Source organism: Ensifer sp. VA4 (genome assembly GCF_055710065.1).
Genome location: NZ_JBVQPO010000006.1, coordinates 321197 through 344884, shown reverse-complemented (window position 1 = coordinate 344884; position 23688 = coordinate 321197). Strand labels below are relative to the sequence as shown.

Here is a 23688-nt window from a genome sequence, read left to right as displayed (position 1 = left end):
TCCGCCCTGCGTTGACCTTCGGCGCCGTGCGCCCGGCTGGACGCGCAAAGGTTGCCGCCATCATAATATCACACAATTCCGCAAACGGTGCCGCCTGCGCAAGGGGCCGCCTCCGCGGACGAAAGCGAAAGCCGAAAGAAAAACCGGCGGCTCTTCGAGGAACCGCCGGCTCTTCATGCTCTTACCGTGCCGGCAGCTAAGTCGATGTTGCCGGTGGGCTTAGACCGAGTAGTACATGTCGTACTCGACCGGATGCGGGGTCATTTCGAAGCGCATCACTTCCTGCATCTTCAGTTCGATGAAGGAATCGATCTGGTCGTCGTCGAACACGCCGCCGGCGGTCAGGTACTTGCGATCCTTGTCGAGGCTTTCGAGCGCTTCGCGCAGCGAGCCGCAGACGGTCGGGATCTTCTTCAGTTCCTTCGGCGGCAGGTCATAGAGGTCCTTGTCCATGGCCTTGCCCGGGTGCAGCTTGTTCTTGATGCCGTCGAGGCCAGCCATCAGCATGGCTGCGAAGGCGAGATAGGGGTTGGCGGTCGGATCCGGGAAGCGGACTTCGACGCGCTTGGCCTTCGGGTTGGTGCCGAACGGAATGCGGCAGGAGGCCGAACGGTTGCGGGCCGAGTAGGCGAGCAGAACCGGCGCTTCATAGCCCGGGACGAGACGCTTGTAGGAGTTCGTCGACGGGTTGGTGAAGGCATTCAGTGACTTGGCATGCTTGATGATGCCGCCGATGAAGTAGAGGCAGGTTTCCGACAGGCCGGCATATTCGTCGCCTGCGAAGGTCGGCTTGCCGTCCTTCCAGATCGACAGATGCACGTGCATGCCCGAGCCGTTGTCGCCGAAGATCGGCTTCGGCATGAAGGTTGCGGTCTTGCCATAGGCATTGGCAACCTGGTGCACGACGTACTTGTAGATCTGCATCTTGTCGGCGTTGCGAACCAGCGCGTCGAACTTGACGCCGAGCTCATGCTGGGCGGCAGCCACTTCGTGGTGGTGCTTTTCGACCGTCACGCCCATCTCGGCGAGAACCGTCAGCATTTCCGAACGCATGTCCTGGCAGCTGTCGACCGGCGGAACCGGGAAATAGCCGCCCTTGACGCGCGGACGGTGACCGAGGTTGCCGGTCTCATAGTCGGTGTCGTCGTTCGACGGCAGTTCGGAGGAGTCGAGCTTGAAGCCGGTGTTGTACGGATCGGCCTTGTACTTGACGTCGTCGAAAACGAAGAACTCGGCTTCCGGGCCGACGAAGACGGTGTCGCCGATGCCGGAGGCCTTGAGGTAGGCTTCCGCCTTCTTGGCCGTGCCGCGCGGGTCGCGGTTGTAGGCTTCGCCGGAAACCGGGTCCAGAATGTCGCAGATGATGACCATCGTCGACTGCGCGAAGAACGGGTCCATATGCGCTGTTTCCGGATCGGGCATCAGCACCATGTCGGACTCGTTGATCGCCTTCCAGCCGCCAATCGAGGAGCCGTCGAACATGACGCCGTCGGCGAACATGTCTTCATCGACGCAGACGACGTCCATCGTTACGTGCTGCAGCTTGCCCTTGGGGTCGGTAAAGCGCAGGTCGACGAACTTGACGTCGTTGTCCTTGATTTGCTTCAGAATATCGCTTGCAGTCGTCATTTGCCGTAATTCCCTGTGTGAGATGACGAGGTTTGAAAAGAACCGGGCCGGACGGCCCGTGAGATATCAGATGGCGTCGAGGCCGGTTTCGCCCGTGCGAATTCGGATGACTTCTTCCACATTGGAAACGAAAATCTTTCCGTCACCAATGCGGCCGGTCTGCGCGGCATTGCGGATCGCCTCGATGACGGCCTCCGCGTTTTCATCCGCCAGCACGACTTCGACCTTTACCTTCGGCAGGAAGTCCACCACGTATTCGGCACCGCGATAAAGCTCCGTGTGGCCCTTCTGTCGCCCGAAGCCCTTGGCTTCCGTGACGGTAATGCCCTGCAGGCCGACTTCCTGAAGGGCTTCCTTCACTTCGTCGAGCTTGAAGGGCTTAATGATCGCTTCGATCTTTTTCATGAGAAAATGTCTCTCCGCTTCTCCCTTTAAAGCAGGATCATGCCCGCTCGCCCTGAATATGCACGTTGCATGCCAGTTTTTCTGCGAAAATCTGTCGGAATGACAAAAAATCTGCTGCCGAGACCCGGATCGCGGCGTTTCCACGCCATTCTTGACGGTGATCTGCCTAATTTTTATGATTTTCGATCGAAAGTTGCCCGGTCCTGGCCGTTGCCTTTGCTCATTGACGGGGTGGAGCACGTTATTTGAGCAACAAATATGTGCAGATGCATAATTAGAGGGCATATTGTGTGCCGCGACGGTGGGCCTTGCTTCGGGCCGCCGGGCGTGGATAAGTCTGGGTCATGCGCTCCGAACTTCAGCACTTGTTGATCACGCCCTCGGAAATGACCGCAATCGATCAGGCGGCCGCCCAATCCGGCATCGATAGCTTTACGCTGATGCGCAACGCCGGCCTGGCCGTGACCGCTGCGGCGCTGCGATGCTGCCCGGATGCTCTCCGTTTCGTCGTGCTTTGCGGGCCGGGCAATAACGGCGGCGATGGTTATGTCGCCGCCTGCGGTCTCGCGGAGAGTGGCGCGGACGTCGCGGTCTTTGCACTCGGCAACCCCGCGGCACTTCAGGGCGACGCCGCACGGGCGCGGTCGGAATGGCACGGAGCGGTGGCATCGCTCACGGAGTTCGAACCGCGGGTCGGCGATGTCATCGTCGATGCGCTGTTCGGGGCAGGGCTCTCGCGCGATCTTTCGGGTGAGACCGTTCAACTGATCGAGCGTGTCAACGCAAGCAAGCTCCCGGTCATTGCCGTCGATCTGCCAAGCGGCATCGATGGACGGACCGGTGAAATCCGCAGCGCAGCTTTCGCAGCCCGCCACACGGTAACCTTCATGGCGCCGAAACCGGGCCATTGGCTTTTGCCTGGCCGATTCCTGTGCGGGACGCTCGAAGTCTTCGATATTGGGATCCCGCCGCGCATTGTGCTGGCCGGAGCCGGCCGACTGCGTCTGAACTCGCCGGCTGTCTGGTCGGGTTGGAGTGGTGATCTCGCTCCATCGACGCACAAGTTCAAGCGTGGCCATCTCGTCGTCTTCTCCGGGGACCGGCAAGCGACGGGCGCCGCGCGGTTGGCTGCGACGGCCGGCCTTGCGGCCGGCGCCGGATTGGTCACGGTGGCCACGGGAAAAGCCGCGCTCGGCATCAACGCCTCGCAGTTGACCGCCGTGATGGTGAGGGAAGTGGAGGGTAAGCGAGACCTGACGAAATGGCTGCAGGATCACCGCTTGGGCAGCTTCGTCCTTGGGCCCGGTTTCGGCGTCGGCAAGAAGACGAGGGATTTTGTGTTGGCGCTCTGCGACCGGTCCTTCGTGCTCGACGCCGACGGCATCACATCGTTCCGGGCGAACCGCGAAGAGCTCTTCTCCGCGCTTGTGAGAGCCGGCGGCCAGATGGTCATGACGCCGCATGAAGGCGAATTCGCCCGCCTCTTTCCCGATATTGCCGGCGACGACGCCCTCTCCAAGATTGAGAAGGCGCAGGCGGCGGCGCGCGTCAGCCACGCTGTCATCGTCTACAAGGGAGCGGACACGGTGATCGCCGCACCCGACGGCCGGGCCGTGATCAACAACAATGCGCCGCCGTGGCTGGCAACCGCCGGTTCGGGAGACGTTCTCGCCGGCATCATCGGCGCACATCTTGCTCGGGGGATGCCGGCCTTCGAGGCAGCGGCCGCCGCCGTCTGGCGACACGGTGTAGCCGGCAGTCAGGCCGGGCGGGGACTGACGGCCGAGACATTGATTGGCGCCATACCGCCAATGGCGTGAGGCCGGCTAAAGCAGCGCCTCAAGCAACCGGCCCTCAACGAAGGGACCGCTTGAGGCGCTTGGGTCGAATGCCCGGCTCTTAGCCGCGCGTACCCTTCGCGATCGGCTCCTGATAGGTGAAGCCCATGTCCCAGGGGAAGTAGATCCAGGTGTCCTGGCTTACTTCGGTAACGAAGGTGTCGACCATCGGCCGGCCCTTCGGCTTGGCGTAGACGGCGGCAAAATGCGCCTTCGGCAGCATGGCGCGCACTTCCGCGGCGGTCTTGCCGGTATCGGTCAGGTCGTCGACGATCAACACGCCTTCGCCGCCATTCTCGGCGATTTCGGGCGCGATGCCCTTCAGCACCTTCATCTGACCCTGCGTGTCATAGTCGTGGTAGGACGCGACGCAGACGGTTTCGATCATGCGGATATTGAGCTCGCGGCAGATGATCGCCGCAGGAACCAGCCCGCCCCGCGTGATGCAGACCATGGCGCGCCATTCCTGGCCGTTGTCGGCAAGGCGCCATGCGAGGGCGCGGGCATCGCGGTGGAACTGGTCCCAGGAGACGGGAAAGGCTTTATCGGGCAGCGACATGGGTGGGCTCCGGCTTGTCTGTACGAGGTAAAGGCGAAGCGTCCGGCAGATCGGGCAGGCGGGAACGCGTCATCCTGATTTGCCGACATGCAATAACGGCAATGGCGGTCAAAGCGCAAGGCTCTACAGCGCCGCGTATCCTCTAAGACACGCCAAGCTCGCTGCAGGGCATCGGGCCTGCCGCATATTTGTGCTTCAATCGATCCAATCTCAGGAACTATGCAGTCGCAATCAGGTCTTCGCGCGCGCTTCGGTGATCGCCTGGATCATTGCCTGCACGTCGGCTTCGGCCGCAGCCAGCGCCTGTGGATCGCGGGCACGCACGACAATATCGGTCGAGAAGTTCTTGCCGTCGAACTTGGGGTAGGAGCCGATGCTCGTCTCCGGATGGTTCTTCTGCACCTCAGTCAGCGGACTGCCGATATCGCCTTCACCGAAAGGTGAGCGCACGGTCCGGGAGAGCAGGGGCGAACCGACCTGAAGGCCGGGCAGCAAGGCGTCGAGCATGGCCTGGAATACCTGCGGCACGCCGGCCATGACATGCACGTTGCCGATGGCGAAGCCCGGTGCAGTGGAGACGGGATTTGGAATATGGCGTGCACCTAGCGGCATGCGTGCCATGCGCTTGCGCGCCTCGGTGAACTCCATGCCGCGGCGCTCGTACATTGCAGCGAGCAGGGCCATCGCCTCCGGATCGTAGACGCATTCGACGCCAAAGGCGCGCGACACCGCGTCGGCGGTGATGTCGTCATGCGTCGGGCCGATACCACCTGACGTGAAGACGTAGTCGTAGCGGCCGCGCACGGCGTTGATGGCTTCGACGATCGCAGCCTCGTCATCGGCGACGATCCGGACTTCGCGCAGATCGATGCCAACCATGGTCATCATGTCGGCGAGATGGCCGATGTTCTTGTCCTTGGTTCGACCCGACAGAAGTTCGTCGCCGATGGCGACCATCGCGGCAGTGACGATTTTTGGGCTCATCGATAATTCCTATTTATATAAGCCAATCGTTTAACAGTGATTGTTCATTGTTCGACGAGCAAGAACAGTCTGTTTCCCGGACAACTCCTGGCAAGCGGCCGCATTTTGATAAATCTTCCCGGTAGCGGTGATCAAGTGGGATCGCTTGAATCCAAAGGAGCATTTAATGGCCAAGGTTCTTGTTCTCTATTATTCGGCATACGGACACGTCGAAACGATGGCCTATGCGGTGGCCGAAGGCGCGAAATCGGCCGGCGCCGAGGTCGACGTCAAGCGCGTTCCCGAGCTGGTGTCGGAAGAAGTTGCCAAGGCTTCGTACTACAAGCTGGACCAGGCAGCGCCGATCGCCAATGTCGAGGAACTTGCGCAGTATGACGCGATCATCTTCGGCGCGGGCACGCGCTACGGCACGGTTGCCTCGCAGATGCGCAACTTCATCGACCAGACCGGCAGCCTGTGGGCCAAGGGCAAGCTGGTCGGCAAGGTCGGCTCGGTCTTCACATCCTCGGCGACGCAGCACGGCGGCCAGGAGTCGACGATCCTCGGCTTCATCCCGACCCTGATGCACCACGGCATGGTCGTCGTCGGCCTTCCCTATGCTTTCCAGGGGCAGATGGGCCTCGACGAGATCAAGGGCGGCTCGCCCTACGGCGCCTCGACGATCACCGGTGGCGACGGTTCGCGTCAGCCCTCCGAGGTCGAACTCGAGGCCGCTCGCTTCCAGGGCGCACATGTCGCCAAGATCGCCGCGAAGCTCGCGGTTTGATCGCTCAACATATTGGATTTCTTGATCAAGGGCGGCTCCGAGAGGGGCCGCTCTTTTGATTCGCTGCACACCGTTCCCAGGTGATTCGCGAAGGTGGCAATTCGCACCGTACCTGTGGTAATATCCGCGGCGTTCGGCATGAGCATGCCTTTGACGAGGAGGAAAGAAGGGCTGTGCGGCAACGGCCCGCCCGAAGACCGAAGCGTCTTTCGGACTGTTGGAGGGAAGTATGGCGAGGATCACTTACACCATCGTTCCTCATGACGGAGGCTGGGCCTACAAGGCTGCCGACGCATTTTCGGAACCCTTTCCCAGCCGCGAATTGGCGCTCGCCGCCGCCAAGGCCGCCGCCGCTGAACAGCAGGTTGGCGGTGACGACGAAGATATCAGTTTCCAGGACGAGCAGGGTCGCTGGCACTTCGAACACACAGACGGCGGCGATCGACCGGAGGCGACTGTAGAAGACGGTTAGTTCGCTTCAAGGCAACCGGCTCAATCCGAACACCAGATCACGATGATTTTGGTCGGGCGACACAATATCGCAAACGTGATCGATTATAATAGCTTAGACTAGGATGCGGGCGGAAACGTCAACGCTTCCTCATTCCGCTCCAGCGTTCTGCAACAGTATTGCGTGCACACCATCTCTCCACGGAGGATATTCGATGCACTATAGCGTTCAGATCTTCACCTGGACCCCGCGGCAGGGAGTCCACCAGGTCGGATCGGCAATCGAGGTGGACGCCCCCAATTCCAAGGCGGCAGCGGTCTCGCTTCTCGGCCTCAGGCTGGAAGACGAGGGATGCGCTTCGAAACTCGCCGTCCGGGTATGGCACGACGATGCTCACCAGGCGGAATGCGATTGCTACTACTACAACAACTGAGCGGCCACCTTTTCCGGCGCAAACCTGTCGCTGCCGAGCGAGGGTTGGATGCCGGCCGCCCAATGATCCTGAAAGCCGTCTGTCTGGTGCGGGCGACGGGGGTCGAACCCGTACGGCCAAGGCCGAGGGATTTTAAGTCCCTTGCGTCTACCAGTTTCGCCACGCCCGCATGAGCTCTTAGATCAATCACTTACGCTGCTGCGTCAAGGGGATGCGCCTTCGCTTTTCCCGCGCCTTCCCTGGAAATCGTCCGCGTGCCGCTGTCTACCGCTTCTTCTTGCATCGATTTGGCGGTGCTCGGAGCGCCGGATCCGGCGTAGACCTGATGTACGCGAGGGACTTAAAATCCCTCGGGAAACCGTACGGGTTCGATTCCCGTCGCCCGCACCAATGGACGACCTGTCTTGCGGATGAGGCGGAGCAGGTCAGTCGCTCAAACCACGAACGAGCGCGGCCAGTCCGCCGAGATGCTCGATCTCGCGGAAACGCGGGTGATGCTCCGGCTTGTCGTGGTGCTCGAATGACCAGGTGAGCGCGTGCGGGACATAGACGCCCCAGCTGCCCGCATCGAGCGCGGGGACGATATCGGACTTTAGCGAATTGCCGACCATCAGGCTCTTCAACGGGCCGTCGCCATGGCGCTTGAAGATGCGCTCGTAGGTGCCGGCATTCTTGTCGCTGACGATTTCGACGGCGTCGAAATAGTCGCCAAGGCCGGAGGCGGCAAGTTTGCGCTCCTGGTCGAAGAGATCACCCTTGGTGATCAAGACGAGCCGGACCTGGTCATGAAGGGCGTCAAGTGTTTCCTTGGCATGCGGGAGCGGCTCGACCGGGTGCACGAGCATGTCGCGGCCGGCCGCCAGGATTTCGGCGATGACGGAAGAGGGGACTTTCCCCTCCGTCACGTCCACCGCGGTTTCGACCATCGAGAGGACAAAGCCTTTTATGCCGAACCCGTAGAGACGGAGATTGCGTTTTTCTGCGGCAAGCAGCCGTTCGGACAGATGCTCGGTGTCGGTGTGGGGACTGAGAAGTTCGGCGAAGCGAGCCTCGGTCAGGCGAAAAAACTGCTCGTTCTGCCAGAGGGTATCGTCGGCATCGAAACCAACGGTCGTTATTGCATCAGGCATGGTCTTACGGTCCGGCAATCTTGAAGGGCTGGTCGACGCTGGCCCTCTTGCCGCTGTTGATGTCGTTGAAGTGGAAGCGCAGCACATATTCGCCCGCCGGCGCGCCGGAAACATCGATGGTCAGCGTCGCATAGATTTCCTGGTTTCTGAGATAGCCGGTGAAGGTGAAATCGCCGAAGGCCTTTTGCCCGGCGAGCACGTCGCCCTTCGGGTTGAGGATGTCGAAATCGACTGTGAAGTGGCTCTCGAGCTTGCCTTTCTCGGCGGCATCCTTCCAGGAGAGGCCAATCGGCTCGATGTAGGAGATCAGCGACTCGCCCTCCTTGAAGACCGAGTTGTCCCTCGGCTGGTACATCGCATAGCCAGTCGGCTGTTTGGAAACAAAAATCGCCTTGCCGATCGCGAAGGGTAGCTTTTGCGAAAAGTCGCTGATCGCCTGGCGAAGGAGGTCGCGGGCTTTTGCAGCGTCACCCGAAGCGGCAAGCTTCTCCGCCTGCGCCGCGGCATCGGTGAGTGGTCCGGCGTGTGCGATCAGATTTCCGGATAGTGTCGTGGCGGCGGTCAGCGTCGCCAGAAGAAGCATATGTTTCACCATGACGTTTTCCCCCTCGCCGGATGACACCGACTTTCGGCATCTGCCGCATCGAGTCAAGACGATAGGGCCGGCGGGCCGATGGTCAATGCTTCCAGAACACCGGCGTCAGGATCACGAGCACGGTCAGAACCTCCAAACGGCCGAGCAGCATCATCAGCGACAGTAGATAGAGTTCGGGATCGCCGAGCGTCGAGAAGTTACCCGCCGGTCCGATGATGGGGCCAAGCCCTGGACCGACATTTGAAAGGCAGGTGATGACTGCCGATGTCGCAGTGATCAGATCATAGCCGAGCGCACCCATGGCGAGGCTCCCGAAGGCCCAGAGCAGGATATAGGTGATGAAGAACAGGAAGATCGCGCGTTGCGTGTCGGCATCGACGGGATTTGTGCCGTAGCGCACGGCGTAGATCGCGTTGGGGTAGACGAGTCTGTTGAGCCCCGACCGGATCGCGTTGAAGAGCACGATGAAGCGATAGGCCTTGATGCCGCCTGCCGTCGATCCGGAACAGCCGCCCATGAAGGTGGCGGTGAAGGCGGCCATGACGACGAAGGGCCCCCAGAGACTGTAATCCTGGCTGGCATAGCCGCTGGTCGAGAGGATCGAGGTGATGTTGAAGAAGGAATGCGCCAGCGCCAGGTGAAATTCGACGCCATTCGCGAGGCGGTGATAAACGGCGACCGCGATTGAGAAGGCCGAGAGATAGCCGAGAAACACGATGATCTGCGGATCGCGCAGCGCGTCGAGCCGGCCGCGTGCCACCAGCACGATCAGGATCGAGAAGGGCAGGCTGCAGAGCGCCATGAAGAAGGTCGCCGTCCAGAGCAGCGGGATGCTGCCGAAATAGGCGAAGGACGCATCATGGGTGGAAAAGCCGCCGGTCGCGACCGTCGACATTGCATGGTTGACGGCGTCGAAGCGGCTCATGCCGGTCAGGAAGTAGCCGATCGCGCAGAGAAGCGTGATGACGACATAGACGATCAGGAAGGCGCGGCTGAAGCTGGCGAGGCGCGCGAACGGTTTGTCGCTGGTGTCGGAGGATTCCATCTTGAAGAAGGACATGCCGCCGACCCTGAGATAGGGGATGATGAACAGGCCGAGCACGACGATGCCGATGCCGCCCAGCCAGCAGAGCAGCGAACGCCAGACCAGAAGCCCCGGCGGCGCGTCGTCGAGACCGACGATGACGGTGCCGCCGGTCGTGGTAATTGCCGAGACGGACTCGAAAAGCGCCTGGGCAAAATCAAGATCGAGCGACGACAGCCAGAGCGGGATTGCTCCGACCACGGAAAAGACCGCCCACAACAGATTGACCAGGACGAATCCGAACTTCTTGGAAAACGGCGGCGGCCCCATGCGGGTCGCCATGAAGGTCGCGAGCGACAGGCCTCCGACCATGAAGGCCGAAGCGGTGAAGATCGGCCAGTCCGGGTGGCCGTAATAGAGATCGACCATCGCTGGCACGAGCATGGCGCCCGCCAGGTATATGCCGAGGATTGCCGCGATGTGCACGGCATGCCGGATCAAGGTTGCGTTCAAGCGTTCAATTTCCCGGAAAGTGTTGCGGACGTCCCGGCCGAAGGGGATGCGGCTGCATTGTTCACGGCGGTCCGATTCGAGTCAAAGCGATGGCTTCGGGCGTTGCAATGTGCAATAGCCACAGCCATCGACCAACTCAACGGAAGACCGCACGCGATGAAGCAGGATGTCGAAGCCGCAACCGAAGCCTTGCGGGAGATCTTCCCGCCGACGCCGCTGCAGCTCAACGAGCACTTGAGCGCGCGCTACGGTGCCAATATCTACCTCAAGCGCGAAGACCTGTCGCCCGTGCGCTCCTACAAGATCCGCGGCGCGTTCAACTTCTTCCGCAAGGCGCTCGGCGCCGACGCATCCGGCAAGACCTTCGTCTGCGCCTCGGCCGGCAACCACGCCCAGGGCTTTGCCTTCGTCTGCCGCCATTTCGGCGTGCCTGGCGTCGTTTTCATGCCGGTGACGACGCCGCAGCAAAAGATCGACAAGACCCGCATGTTCGGCGGCGAATTCATCACCATCCGCCTCGTCGGCGATATCTTCGACCAGTGCTACAAGGCGGCGCGCGATCACGTCGAAGCGATCGGCGGCGTCATGGTGCCGCCTTTCGATCATGCCGATATCATCGAGGGCCAGGCAAGCGTCGCCGCTGAAATTGTCTGGCAACTGCCTGATGGCGTGACACCCGATCTCGTTGTTCTGCCCGTCGGCGGCGGTGGCCTTGCCGCCGGCGTGACGGGGTATCTCAAGGACGTGATCGCCGCGGATCACTTCATCTTCTGCGAACCCGCCGGCGCGCCCAGCCTGCGCGAGAGCCTCGAAACCGGCAGCGTCGTCACCCTCGATCAGGTCGACAATTTCGTCGACGGTGCCGCAGTCGGACGGATTGGCGACCTCAATTTTGCGGCCCTCCGCCGCTTTTCCGCCGATCAGGTGATGCTCTTGGCGGAGAATGCGATCTGCCTGACGATCGTCGATATGCTGAATGTCGAAGGCGTCGTGCTGGAACCGGCGGGCGCCCTCTCGGTTGCGGCGCTGGAAGCGCTGGGCCCCGAGGCGCTTGCGGGCAAGACGGTGGTTGCCGTCGTGTCCGGCGGCAACTTCGACTTCGAGCGCCTGCCGGACGTAAAGGAGCGGGCAATGCGCCACGCGGGGCTCAAGAAATACTTCATCCTGCGCATGGCGCAGCGACCGGGCGCGCTTCGCGATTTCCTCAATCTGCTCGGGGACGAGGACGATATTTCGCGCTTCGAATATCTGAAGAAATCGGCGCGCAATTTCGGCTCCATCCTGATCGGCATCGAGACCAAGCACGCCGAGAATTTCCCAGTGCTGAAGGCCCGCTTCGACGCCGCTGGATTGCGTTACCAGGACATCACCGAGAACGAAATCCTCTCCAATCTCATCATCTAGGCCGGGATGACGGCGCCGCGGTCGAAAATCGGCACTTAAGCTTTGACAGTGCCGGCTGCGGCGTCTAAGTCTTGGTCATGGCATCGTTTTTCTCGAAATTGTTCGGCCGTTCGGGTTCCTCCGAAAACCAGACGCAGGCTGCGCCCGGCAAGACCGAGGCCTATGCCGAATGCACCATCCGCGCGACGCCCATGCGCGAGGGCTCGCAGTTTCGCCTGGCGGGCAGTATCGAGAAGCCCTCGGCCGATGGCAGCGCCAAAATCCGCAGCTTCATTCGCGCCGATCTCTTCACATCCGAGCAGGACGCGATCGACGCCGCGCTGCGCAAGGGACGCCAGATCATCGACCAGACCGGCCCGTCGCTGTTTTCCGACGACGCCCAGTCGCGCCAGGTTTGATCGGTTGCCGCCTGCGGCATATCCAAATCTTCTCATATAGTTAGCGGACATTATTAATGTCTCGCATTGCCTTTGGGCAGCCTGCCATAGGCTTCGCTGATTCGGCTGAACCTTCGTCGCCTGCCAAAAAGCGGCGGGCCGCCACGGGTGGCGGCCCGATCTTCGTTTGACTGGGGCTCAGAGCTTGATCCGGAAGCGAGCAAACCCTTCGGCGGCATCACCGGCATCCTCGATCGCCACACCCTTCACCTGCGCCAGGAACTGCCGGGCCTTCGGTCCGCTGTCGAATGTCACGCTCGTATTGGCGAGCGGCACGAAGGTCCAGTTGGCGTCGGCCGAGGGGTTGATGGTGCCCTGATCGATGATGTAGCGCACCACGACATCGCGGTTGGTGTCGGGGGCTACGAACACCACCTTGTCGGCGGCGATGTCGGGGAAATTGCCGCCGCCGCCAGCCCGGTAGTTGTTGGTGGCGACCACGAATTTCTGTGCCGGATCAATCGCTTTCCCGTTGAACTGCAGATTCTTGATGCGGTTCGAGGAAGGACTGATGACGTTGCCGTCCTTGTCGAACTTCGGCGGCTCGGAAAGGTCGATCTGGTAGGTGACCCCGTCGATGACGTCGAAATTGTAGGACGGGAAACCGCCGTTGATCAGCGGTGCATCGGTGGCGCCCGGCTTGACCTCGTTGAAGATGCCGGCGGACATTTCCAACCAGTTGCGCACTTGGTCGCCAGTGATGACAACGGCCTGCACCGTGTTCGGGTAGAGATAGAGGTCGGCAACGTTCTTGATTGCGATGTCGCCGGCCGGAACGTCGGTGTAGTAGTCCGCGCCGCCGCGGCCGCCGGCCTTGAAGGGAGCGGCGGCCGAAAGCACCGGCAGGTCGCGGTACTCGGTCTCCTTCAGCATGTCCTTGATGTACCAGGTCTGCGCCTGGCTGACGATCTGCACGGAAGGGTCGTCCGCGACCAGAGCGAAGTAGGAATAGAGCGGCGCGCTGGTCTTGCCGACGGGCGTGCGCACATAAGTGAGCGTCGCCTCGTGGTCCTTCTTTGCGGCGGCCAGCACCTCCGGCTTGTCGGTGACTTCAGCGATCACCTTCTTCTCTTCGCGACGATAGATCGGCCGTGCCTCGCTCGTAGAGTTGACGACACGCCAGGCACCACCCTCGCGTTCGATCAGCAGGTCGATCAGGCCGAGATGCGAACCCCAGAAGCCGCCCATGACGCCGGGCTTACCGGAGATCAGGCCCTTCGTGTTGTCGAGCCCCGCGATGCCGTCGAATTTCGGCCCGGGGAAATCCAGGTGGCTATGTCCGGTGACGATCGCATCGATGCCTGCGATCGCTGCCAGCGGCACGGATGCGTTTTCGAGGTTCTCCGCATAGGACTGCTGGCCGATGCCCGAATGCGAGAGCGCGACGACGATATCGGCGCCTTCCTCGCGCATCTGCGGCACCCAGGCTTCGGCCGCCTTGACGATATCGCGGGCATTGGCCTTGCCCTCGAGGTTCTTGGCATCCCAGGTCATGATCTGCGGCGGGACGAAGCCGATGAGACCGATGCGGATCGGATGCTCCGTGCCGGAACCATCTTTCACCTTTCGGTCGAGAAGGACGTAAGGCTTGAGAAACAGCTCGTCCTGACGCCCATTGGCGGCAAGGGCGCCCTTCGTCAGGTTGGCGCAGACGAGCGGGAAATTCGCGCCGTTCAGGACCTTGAACATGAAGTCCAGGCCATAGTTGAATTCGTGGTTGCCGAGCGTGCCGCAATCGTAGCCGAGCACGTTCATGGCGGCGATGACAGGGTGGATATCGCCATCCTTCATGCCGCGCTGATAGGCGATGTAGTCGCCCATCGGATTGCCTTGGAGGAAATCGCCGTTGTCGACCAGGATGGAGTTTGTCGCTTCGGCCCGGATGGCGTCGATGATCGAGGCGGTGCGGGCAAGACCGACCGTATCGTTGGGCTTGTCGCCATAATAGTCGTAGGGAAAGACGTGGACGTGCAGGTCCGTCGTTTCCATGATTCTGAGATGCGCCTGATTGGCGGCGGCGCGGACGGAAAACGGATGCAGGATGACGAGCGCCGAGGAAGCTGCGGCCCCGGCGAGAAGCGAACGGCGCGTGAGGTGGAACGGGGATGTCATCGTTGGCATGCGGTCCTCCATTTATCAAGGATCCCGGTTCTTCCGAGACGAGTGCAATCCGGAGTTTGTCCGCTGACGCGCGGACCACGGTGGGTTGGCGGCGACTATGCCGGAAAGGCGACATTTCCGAAAGCGGCAGATTTTCGCATTCTGAAGCCGGGCAACTGCGGGTCCCGCTAAAGTTTTCTTCAAACTTCCCGTTTAACCGGGCTTCGGGAAACGGATTTTTTGAAGCGCATGCCAAACGCCAACCTTCTTCTCTTCGTCGGCGAGGCGCTGGTCTACGTCACGGCGATGATCGGGCTGCTGCATCTACGGGTCCGGCTCGGACTTGGCGTCTTCGTCGCCGCGCTCGGCGTGATGCATTTCATCGAGACCTATCTCGCGGCCGTCTTCTACGTGCAATTGCCGTTCGGCGTGATCTCGCCCGGCTCGGCCGTGCTTTTCTCCGGCAAGCTGATGATGATCCTGCTGCTCTACGTGAAGGAGGATGCGGCAACCGTTCGCCAGCCGATCTATGGCTTGCTCGCCGGCAATTTCCTGACGGTGGCGCTGAGCCTCTTGCTGCGCCAGCACGATACCGTATCGATTGTGGCGCACCGATCCGCCGACCTCGCCTTCATCGACGAGATGGGTTGGCTGATGGTCTGGGGGACGACGATCCTCTATTTCGATTCGCTGATGATCATCTTGCTTTATGAGCGGCTGGGACGGTGGCTGCGGCGTTTCGCGACTGTCCGATTCCTGATCTGCGGCGTCGTCGTGCTGACGTTCGACCAGGCTGCGTTCTACGTGGCACTACGCTGGTGGAACGGTGCGCCCCTTGAGGTTTTCTGGGGCGGCTGGATGGCGAAGATGCTGGCGGCGCCCTTTTTTGCGATCGCGACAGGCATGTATCTCAATGCCTCGCGCCATCCGTTCCTGGCTATGTCGGATCGGCCACTTGGCGATATCTTCAACACCTTGACGTTCCGCGAACGCTACGAAGACCTGCTTTCGCGGTCGGGACAGGACACGCTGACCGGTTCGCTCGACCGCAGCCGGTTTGAAATCGAAGGGCCGGAAATGCTCCGCACAGCGAGCGCCGGCAACGCCGCGGTTACGCTGATGATCATCGACGTCGACCATTTCAAGGGCGTCAACGACCGTTTCGGCCATCAGGAAGGCGATCGCGTCCTGCAGCGGCTGGTCGAGACGGTAAAATCGAAGCTGCGCCCGATCGATCGGCTGTTTCGTTATGGCGGCGAGGAGTTCGTGATCCTTTGCCCGGCAATGACCCATGGCGATGCCTTGCGCCGGGCGGACGAGATTCGCGTAGCCGTGTCGGATCTCGTCTCGACGCCGGATGGGCGGCCGGTGACCGCGAGCATCGGCCTGTCGTCCACACCGGACGACGGAGCGGCGATCGAGAACCTGCTGTCCGAGGCCGACCTTCGGCTCTACGCCGCCAAGGGACGCGGCCGCAATTGTGTCGTCGGCCGGTAGGCCGCTCGCTCAGATACCGACGTTCGGCCGGTCGATCACTTCCCGCAACGAGAAGCTGGAATTGATCTTGACCACATGGGGCAGCGCCGAGAGCCAATCGCGGTGGATGCGCTCGTAGTCCTGCAGGTCCTTGGCCGCGACCCTCAGAATATAGTCGTATTCTCCCGACATCAGGTAGCAGACGAGCACGTTCGGACAGAGTTTCACTGCCGCCTCGAACTCGGCAAGCGTCTTGGCAAACTGGCCCGACAGCGAAATATGCACGATCACCATGATCTGGTAGTCGAGCGCCTTGTGGGCGATGCGTGCATGATAGCCGGCGATCGTTCCTGACTTTTCGAGGATGTCGACCCGGCGGGAGCACGCGGACGGAGAGAGTCCGACCTTCGCCGCGAGGTCTGCATTCGAGATCCGGCCATTCTGCTGGAGGATGCGCAGAATCGCATGATCGATGGCATCGAGTTCGCTCATTGGTGGTTTCCCTCAATAATGCTTCAGTTCGCGCAATACTATTCGAAATCAATGCGCCCGGGATTCCCTCTTTGCAAGGACATTCGATCTAGGCCGTGTTTTGCTGAATGCCTCGTCAAAAGCGGCGAAAAGCCCATACAGGAGAGGAACGCGAGGATGCGTGTCGGTTGCCCGAAGGAAATCAAAAACCATGAATATCGAGTCGGCCTGACGCCCGGCTCGGTGCGTGAATATGTTGCCCATGGCCACGAGGTGATCGTGGAAACCAAGGCTGGGGCAGGGATCGGCGCGGATGACGATGCTTACCGTGCCGCTGGCGCGAAGATTGTCGCGACGGCAAAGGAAGTGTTCGAAAAGTCGGACATGATCGTCAAGGTCAAGGAGCCGCAACCCTCCGAATGGGCGCAACTCCGCGAAGGCCAAATTCTCTACACCTACCTTCATCTTGCGCCCGATCCGGAGCAGACCAAGGGTCTCCTCAATTCCGGCGTCACGGCGATCGCCTATGAAACCGTCACCGACGATCGCGGTGGCCTGCCGTTGCTTGCACCGATGTCCGAAGTTGCCGGACGCCTGGCGATCCAGGCGGGCGCGACCTCTCTGCAGAAGGCCAATGGCGGCCGCGGCATCCTGCTCGGCGGCGTGCCGGGTGTCTTGCCGGCGAAGGTCACGGTCATCGGCGGCGGCGTCGTCGGCCTGCATGCGGCACGGATGGCGGCCGGGCTTGGCGCCGATGTCTCGATTATCGATCGCTCGATTCCGCGCCTGCGCCAGCTCGACGATCTCTTCGCCGGCCGCGTCCACACGCGCTATTCGACCATCGACGCGCTGGAAGAGGAAGTGTTCTCCGCCGATCTGGTGATCGGAGCGGTTCTCATTCCGGGCGCTGCGGCGCCGAAACTGGTGACGCGCGAAATGCTGACCGGCATGAAGAAGGGTGCTGTCATCGTCGACGTCGCCATCGACCAGGGCGGCTGCTTCGAGACTTCGCATGCCACCACCCATTCCGACCCGACCTACGAGGTCGACGGCATCGTGCACTACTGCGTGGCGAACATGCCGGGCGCGGTGCCGGTGACATCGGCGCACGCGCTGAACAACGCGACGCTTCACTACGGCCTGCAACTCGCGGACAAGGGCCTGAAGGCGATCGCCGAGGATCGGCATTTGCGTGCCGGCCTCAATGTCCATCGCGGCCGCGTCACCAACGCGCCGGTCGCCGAAGCGCTGGGCTATGATGCCTATGCGCCCGAGGCCGTCCTGAACGTCGCCTGAGCGATAGAACTTTTCGGCCCGGCAGAGATGCCGGGCCGAATTCGTGTTCAAGCCAGTTCTATCCGGCACTGGTAGCAATTGTTCTTGGCCGAACGCACATGTACGGACGAAACGTCCGGTCGTGCCAGCAATTCTTCCGCCCGCGCCTGCAGTTGTTCCGACGAAACGACACCGCCGGTTCCATAGACGATCCGTTCGTTCTCGCCATAGCCGCGCAACAGATAGCTGACGCTCGAAGCCAGGATCGGCGGAAGCGCGCCGCCGTCATGCGCCGGACATTCCTCGGCATGCATGAACACCGGGCCTGTCTCCGCATAGGGCTGCAACGACGAAAATGGCCGCAGCGCAAAGATCAGGTAGGGCTCCCCGGCGCCGACATTGCGCAGGCAGTGCCGGCATGGCACTCCGTCACCGTCGGAAATCTCTCGCTCCGGTGGATTGCCATAGGCGTCCGGCCCGCCCTCTCGGATCCGCCGCGCTTCGTCGTCGGACATCGGAATGTAGCGCAAGGTCATGGCGTATCTCCTTGATCGGTCTGAAGTGTTCGATCAGGAGAATGCGCCAGTCGCGATCCTTTCGACACCCGGAACTTGCCGGGCGACACGCTTCAGAGGTTTTTCGCCAGGGTCAGCAGTTCCTCGTCGGTCAAAGGCTCGACCGTCTCCTCACGGGTGGCGACCGGCGAGAAGCCGAACTGCTGGTAAAGCTGGAGCGCGCGGGGGTGATCCAGATTGTTGGTCGTTACCGTCAGCTTGCTCGGATTAAGCGCCCAGGCGGCAAAGAGCGTCTGGAGCAGGAACCACTTGCCGAGGCCGAGGCCGAGTGCATGTTCCATCAGGCCGAAATGGACGAGTTCGACGACGTCGTCGTCGCCCTGGTGCAACTCGAAAAAGCCGGCCGGCGCGCCGTTGACATAGAGAACCGTGACACTGGTCCGCTTGTCGCCGAGCACCGCCGAAAGTTCCTCGTCGCTCATCCGCAGTCGCTCGGTCCAGTGCCAGCGGCGACCGACACGCAGGTACAAAAAGCGGTAATAGCTGAGCGGGATGTCGGAGACGCGCAGGATGGCGGTCTGGATGTTGACCGGCATCGGCAGGCTTTGCTTCGGCGGCGCCGTCATCTCGAGTTCGGTTACGTGCGCTGTCAGGGAGGCGAGCTTCGGCGAGCGCATGATATCACTCTCGACCGGTGACGATCGTCGTGTCGGCGCGGCCGCCCCATTCCGACCAGGAGCCATCATAAAGGGTGTTGTCCGTGTGGCCGAGCGATTGCAGCGCCAGGGTGATGATGGCGGCGGTGACACCCGACCCGCAGGTCGTGACCACGGGCCTAGAGAGATCGACGCCGGCGTCGGCGAAGGTTTGGCGCAGCGTCGCGAGATCCTTGAACTTTCCGTTTTCCGAGAAAATGCCGGAGGGAAGGCTGTGCGCGCCAGGCATATGGCCCGAGCGCATGCCGGCGCGCGGCTCCGGTTCTTCGCCATAGAAACGTCCGGCGCCGCGGGCATCGGCGATCTGGATGCTGCCGTCGGCGACGATCTCTTTCATCCGCTCGAAGGAAGTGACTGCCGAAGGCGTGAAGCTCGCATTGAACGTCGCCGGCTTGGGCGAGGGCACTTCGGTGGTAACAGGGCGTCCTTCCTTGTTCCAGCCATCCATGCCGCCATCGAGCACGTAAACGTTCTTGGCGCCCATGATGCGCAACATCCACCAGACGCGCGGTGCGGTCATGATGCCGGGGCCGTCATAGACGACGATCGTGTCCGTCTCGCTGACGCCGAGCGCGCCGACCGACGAGGCGAAGACTTCCGGCGAGGGCAAGGTGTGGGGCAGGCCGCTCGTGTGGTCGGCAATGGCATCCTGGTCGAAGAATACGGCACCGGGAATATGTCCGGCGTCGTATTCCGCCTTCGGGTTGCGGTTCTGTGCGGGCAGGTACCAGGCAGCGTCGAGGATCCGGATCGCCGGGTCGCCGAGGCGCTCCTGCAGCCAATCGGCGGAAACGATAAAGGCGCTCTTGTTGTTGGTCACGGTCGCAACTCCCTACTCAAACTGATGCGCGATCTTCGGGCTTGCCGAAGCGGATACGGAACCTACGGTTTTCCTTGCCCTTCTTTTCGATCTTGGCGATGTGGATGGCCCCGACTTCCTGCGTTTCCGACACATGGGTGCCGCCGCAGGGTTGGCTGTCGATGGCCGAATTTTCGCCGATGCAGACAAGGCTGACGCGCCCAAGGCCGATCGGCGGGCGCACGTTCTTCGATTTGACGATGCCGGGATTGGCGGCGAGTTCCTCGTCCGTGATCCATTGGACGTAAACCGGGTGATTTTCCTCGACGAGCTTCATCAGCGCCGTCGTGACTTCGTCCCTGTCGATCGTCTCGCTCATGTCGAAATCGACGCGGCTCTCGTCCTCGCCGACCGAGGCTCCAGTGATCGGGAAGGGGCAGACGACCGAGAGCAGATGGCAGGCGGTGTGCATGCGCATCAGCCGGTAGCGGCGGGGCCAGTCGATGTGCAGGACGAGCTTTTCACCGACATTCGGCGCCGGCTGTCCCTCAGCCGGCACATGCATGATGATGTCCTTGGTTTCGCCGTGACGCGCGACCGCGATGTCGATCCGGCTGCCGTCGGCGCGCTCCAGAAAGCCGGTGTCGCCGGGCTGCCCGCCCGATGTTGCGTAGAAGCAGGTCTGATCCAGTTCGATCCCGCCATCTTCCAGGATCCCGGTGACGCTTGCTTCGCAGGTCGAGAGGTAGAAATCGTCTCGGAAAAGGGCGGTCACGGTCCTAGTCATCGCATTCCTATCCAACTGATTCGTATGGCACCGCAATGTGGGAAGACGTCTTCAACCAGGCCGGCACCGGCAGTCCCTTGGAGACCAGGAAGTCCGGATTGAAGAGCTTCGACTGATAGCGGTTACCATAGTCGCAGAGGATCGTCACGATCGTATGTCCTGGACCGAGCTCCCTGGCGAGCCGCACGGCACCGGCAATGTTGATGCCCGTCGAGCCGCCGACGCAGATGCCTTCCCGTTCGATCAGGTCGAAGACGTAGGGAACGGCTTCCGAATCCGGAATCTGGTAGGAGAAGTCCGGCGTAAAGCCTTCGAGATTGGCGGTGATGCGGCCCTGGCCGATGCCCTCGGTAATCGAGCTGCCCTCGGCCTTCAGTTCGCCGCTGGTGTAGTAGCTGTAAAGCGCTGCGCCCTGCGGATCCGCAAGGCCGATCTTGATTGCTGGGTTCTTCGCCTTCAGCCCCAGTGCGACGCCCGCCAGCGTTCCGCCGGAGCCGACGGCGCAGATGAAGCCATCGACCTTGCCGTCCGTGTCGCGCCAGATCTCGGGCGCCGTGGTTTCCACATGCGCGTCACGGTTGGCGACGTTGTCGAACTGGTTCGCCCAGATGGCGCCGTTCGGTTCTGTCTTTGCCAATTGCTCGGCGAGCCGGCCGGAGAGCTTCACGTAGTTGTTGGGGTTCTTGTAGGGAACAGCCGGCACTTCGACGAGCTCGGCGCCAAGCAGCCGCAAGGCGTCCTTCTTCTCCTGGCTCTGGGTTTCGGGAATGACGATCACGGTGCGATAACCAAGCGCCTGGCCGACGAGCGCAAGCCCAATGCCCGTATTGCCGGCCGTACCTTCGACGATGACGCCGCCGGGGCGGAGCTGCCCGCTCCGTTCCGCGTGACGGATGATCGACAGCGCGGCGCGGTCCTTGACCGACTGTCCCGGATTGAGGAACTCGGCCTTGCCGAGGATGTCGCAGCCCGTGGCTTCAGACACGGCCTTCAGCCGAATCAAGGGTGTGTTGCCGATCGCTTCGAGGACGGACGGTAGAATGGTCATTTTCAGAACCTCGTGCTTGAGGACAGGCGCCGGAGCAGGGCGACACAGCCAGGGAAATACGAACGGCGGCTGACGAAAATCGACAACGACCCCGGACCGCCGAAATGTTGGCGTGTTTTCGGCTCAGCCTGCACTTCAGGCAAGAAATAGCGTTTCGCCGCCGCTCTGTCCCGAACAAAAATCGTCTCCAAGGCATCTGGGGCTCCGCGGCAAGGACCGCTGCCGCGATGAAGGGCCGGGCTCGTCTCTTTCGCCAGAAGGAGATGCGTGCGTTTTTTCCGGCGCGTGCCGAGGAGTGAGAGTGATGAGTATTCAGTCTGTGAAATCCGAACATAAACTGGCTTGGGTCACCGGCGCGAGCGCGGGCATCGGGCGGGCGCTGGCGCTCAAGCTGGTGCGTGAAGGCTATTCGGTGGTCGTCACGGCCAGAAGCCACGAGAAACTGGTGGACCTGCAGCACGAGGCGGCCGGGGAGGGAAGGATCACCGTTCTCGACGGCGACGTCACCGACCCCAAGGACATGGAGCGCGTGCTGGCAGCGATCGAGTACGATCATGGCCACCTGTCGCTGGTGATCCTCAATGCCGGGGTGGCGGTCCCCGTGCGGGGAGACGATCTCCACCGCGAAGCCTTCGAGGAGAGCTTCGCGGTCAATCTCAACGGCGTGGTCAACTGCCTGCTGCCGGCCGTCGAGCATATGAAGGCGCAGGGATATGGCCACATCGCCATCGTGTCTTCCGTCGCCGGCTATGGCGGGTTGCCCACCAGCGCCGCCTACGGCGCCTCCAAGGCCGCGCTGATCAACATGGCCGAGAGCCTGAAGTTCGATCTCGACCGGATCGGCATCCGGCTGCAGATCATCTGCCCCGGCTTTGTCGATACGCCGGGTACCGCGAGGATACGCTTCCCGCGCCCGGGCCTCGTCAGTGCCGAGCAGGCGGCGGATCGCATCGTCGCGGGCCTGAAGTCGCGACGCTTCGAGATCACCTTTCCGCGGCATTTCACCTACGCGGTGAAGCTCATGCGCCTGCTGCCCTATAGTCTCTATTTCGCTCTTATCAGGCGGCTGACGGGTGTCGTTGCCGAGGCCAGAGAGGCGAAAAAACATGCCGGCTCCGGCGAGCGTCGGCGTCAGGCGGTGTGAAGCACCAGCACGGCGCCGAAGATGAGTGCGAGCCCGGCCCAGCCGATCGGCTTCAACTTCTGTCCGAAGAGCAGCCGTCCGCAGATGGCCGTGCCGAAGATTCCGGTCGCGCCGAGGACGGCGTAGGCGATCGCAAGCTCCATGCCCTTGACCGCTTCGGCAAGGAGCGCGAAGGCGGCAAGCACCAGCAGAATGGAGAGGGCCCCCCAACCGCGGCGGGCAAAGCCCTCCGATTTCGTCGAGGCGAGGTTCGCGGCAACATCGAGAATGCCCGCCATCACGGCCAGCGCGAAGTAGATGCTAGGCGCGCTCACTGGCTGCTCCTTCCGTCGCGGCTTCGTCCTCGTCGTGACGCTGGCCGGCATTGACGAGCAATATGCCGACGATCGCCATCGAAAGCCCCAGCATCTCGCGGCCGGTCAGCACATGGCCGAAGACGAATACCGAGACCAGCGTGATGATCGCGACACCCGAACCTTCCCAGATCGCATAGGCGACGCCGACGGAGATCGTCTTCACGGCCTTGGCCAGGAAGACGTAGGAGAGGGCGATCGAGACATACATGACGATGTGGCCGAGATAAGAGCCGCTCGATGAGGCGGCCTTCATTACCGTCAGGCCCACCACTTCGGTCGCGATGGCGAGCGCGAGGAAAAACCATGCAAGACGCATGCGGAACCTTCAAAAGAGAATTGGATCGACCGCCTCTTAAGCGCTGCGCGTGACGCGGTAAAGATGCGCCATACGCGTTCCTATTTGAACACGATCTGGCGAAGGGTGATGTTGCGGGCGCGGAAGCCGGCTTCGCAATAGTAGAAATAGAACTCCCATAGCCACTTGAAACGCAGGTCGAAGCCCAACGGCTCAATCCGGTTCCAGACGGACCAGAAGCGCTCGCGCCATTCGCCGAGTGTCCGGCGCAATCGATACCGAAGCCGAAGGCGTTGATCATGCGCAGGCCGACACCTATGACAAAAGGCAGCGCCGATCATCGTCTGGTTCCGCAAGGATCTGCGCCTTGCGCGCTCTATTCGGAAGCTGGACGAACGCGGCGACGGCCCCACTGGGGGCGGCGCAGCAATGTGGTTGCACCATGCGCTGGAGGCGTTAGGGGCGCCTCGGCCGCCAAGGCTCGCAACTTATCATCCGCGAGATCACAAGCGTGCCGAGAGAACCATGATGAACCCAG

25 protein-coding genes, 1 tRNA gene and 1 pseudogene are annotated in these 23688 nt (G+C 61.8%); 9 read left to right on the top strand and 18 right to left on the bottom strand.

Annotation, left to right across the window (positions count from 1 at the left end; translation table 11 throughout):
• Positions 1–219: 219 nt before the first annotated feature.
• Positions 220–1629 carry a type I glutamate--ammonia ligase gene (gene glnA / locus AC0C6X_RS13060; protein ID WP_173516495.1) on the bottom strand — a complete coding sequence of 470 codons (1410 nt, stop codon included), beginning with the start codon at positions 1627–1629 and terminating at the stop codon, positions 220–222.
• A 66-nt stretch (positions 1630–1695) separates the two neighbouring features.
• The gene (locus AC0C6X_RS13055) at positions 1696–2034 is read right to left on the bottom strand and encodes a P-II family nitrogen regulator (protein WP_003528058.1); all 339 of its coding nucleotides are present in this window, start codon (positions 2032–2034) and stop codon (positions 1696–1698) included.
• Between the two features lie 344 nt (positions 2035–2378).
• Here AC0C6X_RS13055 and AC0C6X_RS13050 point away from each other — a divergent pair, with 344 nt between their 5' ends.
• Complete coding sequence (locus tag AC0C6X_RS13050; protein ID WP_247958999.1) at positions 2379–3854, top strand: NAD(P)H-hydrate dehydratase; 1476 nt, start codon at positions 2379–2381, stop codon at positions 3852–3854.
• Between the two features lie 79 nt (positions 3855–3933).
• Here the strand turns inward: AC0C6X_RS13050 and gpt are convergent, their stop codons facing one another.
• Positions 3934–4431: a xanthine phosphoribosyltransferase gene (gene gpt, locus AC0C6X_RS13045; protein WP_173516497.1), complete on the bottom strand. Its 498-nt coding sequence runs from the start codon at positions 4429–4431 to the stop codon at positions 3934–3936.
• A gap of 231 nt (positions 4432–4662) precedes the next feature.
• Positions 4663–5415 (bottom strand): competence/damage-inducible protein A, encoded by a 753-nt coding sequence (locus AC0C6X_RS13040; RefSeq protein WP_247958997.1) that lies wholly within the window; start codon positions 5413–5415, stop codon positions 4663–4665.
• Between the two features lie 166 nt (positions 5416–5581).
• Between AC0C6X_RS13040 and wrbA the strand changes: the two genes are divergently transcribed.
• From wrbA to AC0C6X_RS13025, 3 genes are all read left to right on the top strand, one after another.
• Positions 5582–6181, top strand: a complete 600-nt coding sequence (gene wrbA / locus AC0C6X_RS13035) for an NAD(P)H:quinone oxidoreductase (RefSeq protein WP_173516499.1) — start codon at positions 5582–5584, stop codon at positions 6179–6181.
• 229 nt (positions 6182–6410) lie between these two features.
• Complete coding sequence (locus tag AC0C6X_RS13030) at positions 6411–6653, top strand: DUF2188 domain-containing protein (protein ID WP_173516500.1); 243 nt, start codon at positions 6411–6413, stop codon at positions 6651–6653.
• Positions 6654–6846: 193 nt separating this feature from the next.
• Positions 6847–7065 carry a hypothetical protein gene (locus AC0C6X_RS13025; protein ID WP_173516501.1) on the top strand — a complete coding sequence of 73 codons (219 nt, stop codon included), beginning with the start codon at positions 6847–6849 and terminating at the stop codon, positions 7063–7065.
• 84 nt (positions 7066–7149) lie between these two features.
• On the opposite strand, the gene AC0C6X_RS13020 is transcribed toward AC0C6X_RS13025, so the two are convergent.
• The 4 genes from AC0C6X_RS13020 to AC0C6X_RS13005 form a co-directional block, all read right to left on the bottom strand.
• Positions 7150–7234 (bottom strand) — tRNA-Leu (locus tag AC0C6X_RS13020).
• A gap of 256 nt (positions 7235–7490) precedes the next feature.
• Positions 7491–8195, bottom strand: coding sequence for an HAD family hydrolase (locus tag AC0C6X_RS13015; protein ID WP_472953479.1), 705 nt, complete (start codon positions 8193–8195; stop codon positions 7491–7493).
• 4 nt (positions 8196–8199) lie between these two features.
• A complete protein-coding gene (locus AC0C6X_RS13010; protein ID WP_173516503.1) occupies positions 8200–8790 on the bottom strand; it encodes a hypothetical protein in 591 nt (196 codons plus the stop codon).
• A gap of 82 nt (positions 8791–8872) precedes the next feature.
• Positions 8873–10327 carry a TrkH family potassium uptake protein gene (locus AC0C6X_RS13005; RefSeq protein WP_247958994.1) on the bottom strand — a complete coding sequence of 485 codons (1455 nt, stop codon included), beginning with the start codon at positions 10325–10327 and terminating at the stop codon, positions 8873–8875.
• A 156-nt stretch (positions 10328–10483) separates the two neighbouring features.
• On the opposite strand from AC0C6X_RS13005, the gene ilvA reads away from it, so the two are divergent.
• The gene (gene ilvA, locus AC0C6X_RS13000) at positions 10484–11731 is read left to right on the top strand and encodes a threonine ammonia-lyase (RefSeq protein ID WP_472953477.1); all 1248 of its coding nucleotides are present in this window, start codon (positions 10484–10486) and stop codon (positions 11729–11731) included.
• A gap of 77 nt (positions 11732–11808) precedes the next feature.
• On the top strand, positions 11809–12129 hold the full coding sequence (locus AC0C6X_RS12995; protein ID WP_173516506.1) for an HlyU family transcriptional regulator: 321 nt from the start codon (positions 11809–11811) through the stop codon (positions 12127–12129).
• Positions 12130–12306: 177 nt separating this feature from the next.
• Here AC0C6X_RS12995 and AC0C6X_RS12990 read toward each other — a convergent pair whose 3' ends face one another.
• The gene (locus tag AC0C6X_RS12990; protein WP_173518129.1) at positions 12307–14280 is read right to left on the bottom strand and encodes a bifunctional 2',3'-cyclic-nucleotide 2'-phosphodiesterase/3'-nucleotidase; all 1974 of its coding nucleotides are present in this window, start codon (positions 14278–14280) and stop codon (positions 12307–12309) included.
• A 237-nt stretch (positions 14281–14517) separates the two neighbouring features.
• Here AC0C6X_RS12990 and AC0C6X_RS12985 point away from each other — a divergent pair, with 237 nt between their 5' ends.
• Positions 14518–15765 carry a GGDEF domain-containing protein gene (locus tag AC0C6X_RS12985; RefSeq protein ID WP_173516507.1) on the top strand — a complete coding sequence of 416 codons (1248 nt, stop codon included), beginning with the start codon at positions 14518–14520 and terminating at the stop codon, positions 15763–15765.
• 9 nt (positions 15766–15774) lie between these two features.
• On the opposite strand, the gene AC0C6X_RS12980 is transcribed toward AC0C6X_RS12985, so the two are convergent.
• Entirely contained in the window at positions 15775–16236 is a 462-nt protein-coding gene (locus AC0C6X_RS12980) for an Lrp/AsnC family transcriptional regulator (protein WP_057255972.1), read from the bottom strand.
• A gap of 156 nt (positions 16237–16392) precedes the next feature.
• Between AC0C6X_RS12980 and ald the strand changes: the two genes are divergently transcribed.
• Positions 16393–17511, top strand: coding sequence for an alanine dehydrogenase (gene ald / locus AC0C6X_RS12975; protein WP_472953474.1), 1119 nt, complete (start codon positions 16393–16395; stop codon positions 17509–17511).
• 47 nt (positions 17512–17558) lie between these two features.
• Here ald and AC0C6X_RS12970 read toward each other — a convergent pair whose 3' ends face one another.
• From AC0C6X_RS12970 to AC0C6X_RS12950, 5 genes are all read right to left on the bottom strand, one after another.
• Positions 17559–18026 carry a DUF1203 domain-containing protein gene (locus tag AC0C6X_RS12970; RefSeq protein WP_472953471.1) on the bottom strand — a complete coding sequence of 156 codons (468 nt, stop codon included), beginning with the start codon at positions 18024–18026 and terminating at the stop codon, positions 17559–17561.
• A 92-nt stretch (positions 18027–18118) separates the two neighbouring features.
• Positions 18119–18682 carry a GNAT family N-acetyltransferase gene (locus tag AC0C6X_RS12965; protein WP_472953470.1) on the bottom strand — a complete coding sequence of 188 codons (564 nt, stop codon included), beginning with the start codon at positions 18680–18682 and terminating at the stop codon, positions 18119–18121.
• Between the two features lie 4 nt (positions 18683–18686).
• Positions 18687–19541, bottom strand: coding sequence for a 3-mercaptopyruvate sulfurtransferase (sseA, locus tag AC0C6X_RS12960; protein ID WP_472953469.1), 855 nt, complete (start codon positions 19539–19541; stop codon positions 18687–18689).
• A 16-nt stretch (positions 19542–19557) separates the two neighbouring features.
• Positions 19558–20307, bottom strand: a complete 750-nt coding sequence (locus tag AC0C6X_RS12955) for an alanyl-tRNA editing protein (RefSeq protein ID WP_472953467.1) — start codon at positions 20305–20307, stop codon at positions 19558–19560.
• A gap of 7 nt (positions 20308–20314) precedes the next feature.
• Positions 20315–21355, bottom strand: coding sequence for a cysteine synthase A (locus tag AC0C6X_RS12950; RefSeq protein WP_173516511.1), 1041 nt, complete (start codon positions 21353–21355; stop codon positions 20315–20317).
• Between the two features lie 304 nt (positions 21356–21659).
• Here AC0C6X_RS12950 and AC0C6X_RS12945 point away from each other — a divergent pair, with 304 nt between their 5' ends.
• On the top strand, positions 21660–22499 hold the full coding sequence (locus AC0C6X_RS12945) for an SDR family NAD(P)-dependent oxidoreductase (RefSeq protein WP_173516512.1): 840 nt from the start codon (positions 21660–21662) through the stop codon (positions 22497–22499).
• Here the strand turns inward: AC0C6X_RS12945 and AC0C6X_RS12940 are convergent.
• The 3 genes and pseudogenes from AC0C6X_RS12940 to AC0C6X_RS12930 all read right to left on the bottom strand — a co-directional run.
• Positions 22487–22813 (bottom strand): SMR family transporter, encoded by a 327-nt coding sequence (locus tag AC0C6X_RS12940; protein ID WP_472953464.1) that lies wholly within the window; start codon positions 22811–22813, stop codon positions 22487–22489. The two genes, AC0C6X_RS12945 and AC0C6X_RS12940, sit on opposite strands and share 13 nt — an antisense overlap.
• The gene (locus tag AC0C6X_RS12935; protein ID WP_472953462.1) at positions 22800–23171 is read right to left on the bottom strand and encodes an SMR family transporter; all 372 of its coding nucleotides are present in this window, start codon (positions 23169–23171) and stop codon (positions 22800–22802) included. Before AC0C6X_RS12935 ends, AC0C6X_RS12940 begins: the two co-directional genes overlap by 14 nt.
• A gap of 80 nt (positions 23172–23251) precedes the next feature.
• Positions 23252–23442: pseudogene (locus AC0C6X_RS12930) on the bottom strand (class I SAM-dependent methyltransferase); the annotation flags it as partial.
• Positions 23443–23688: the final 246 nt, after the last annotated feature.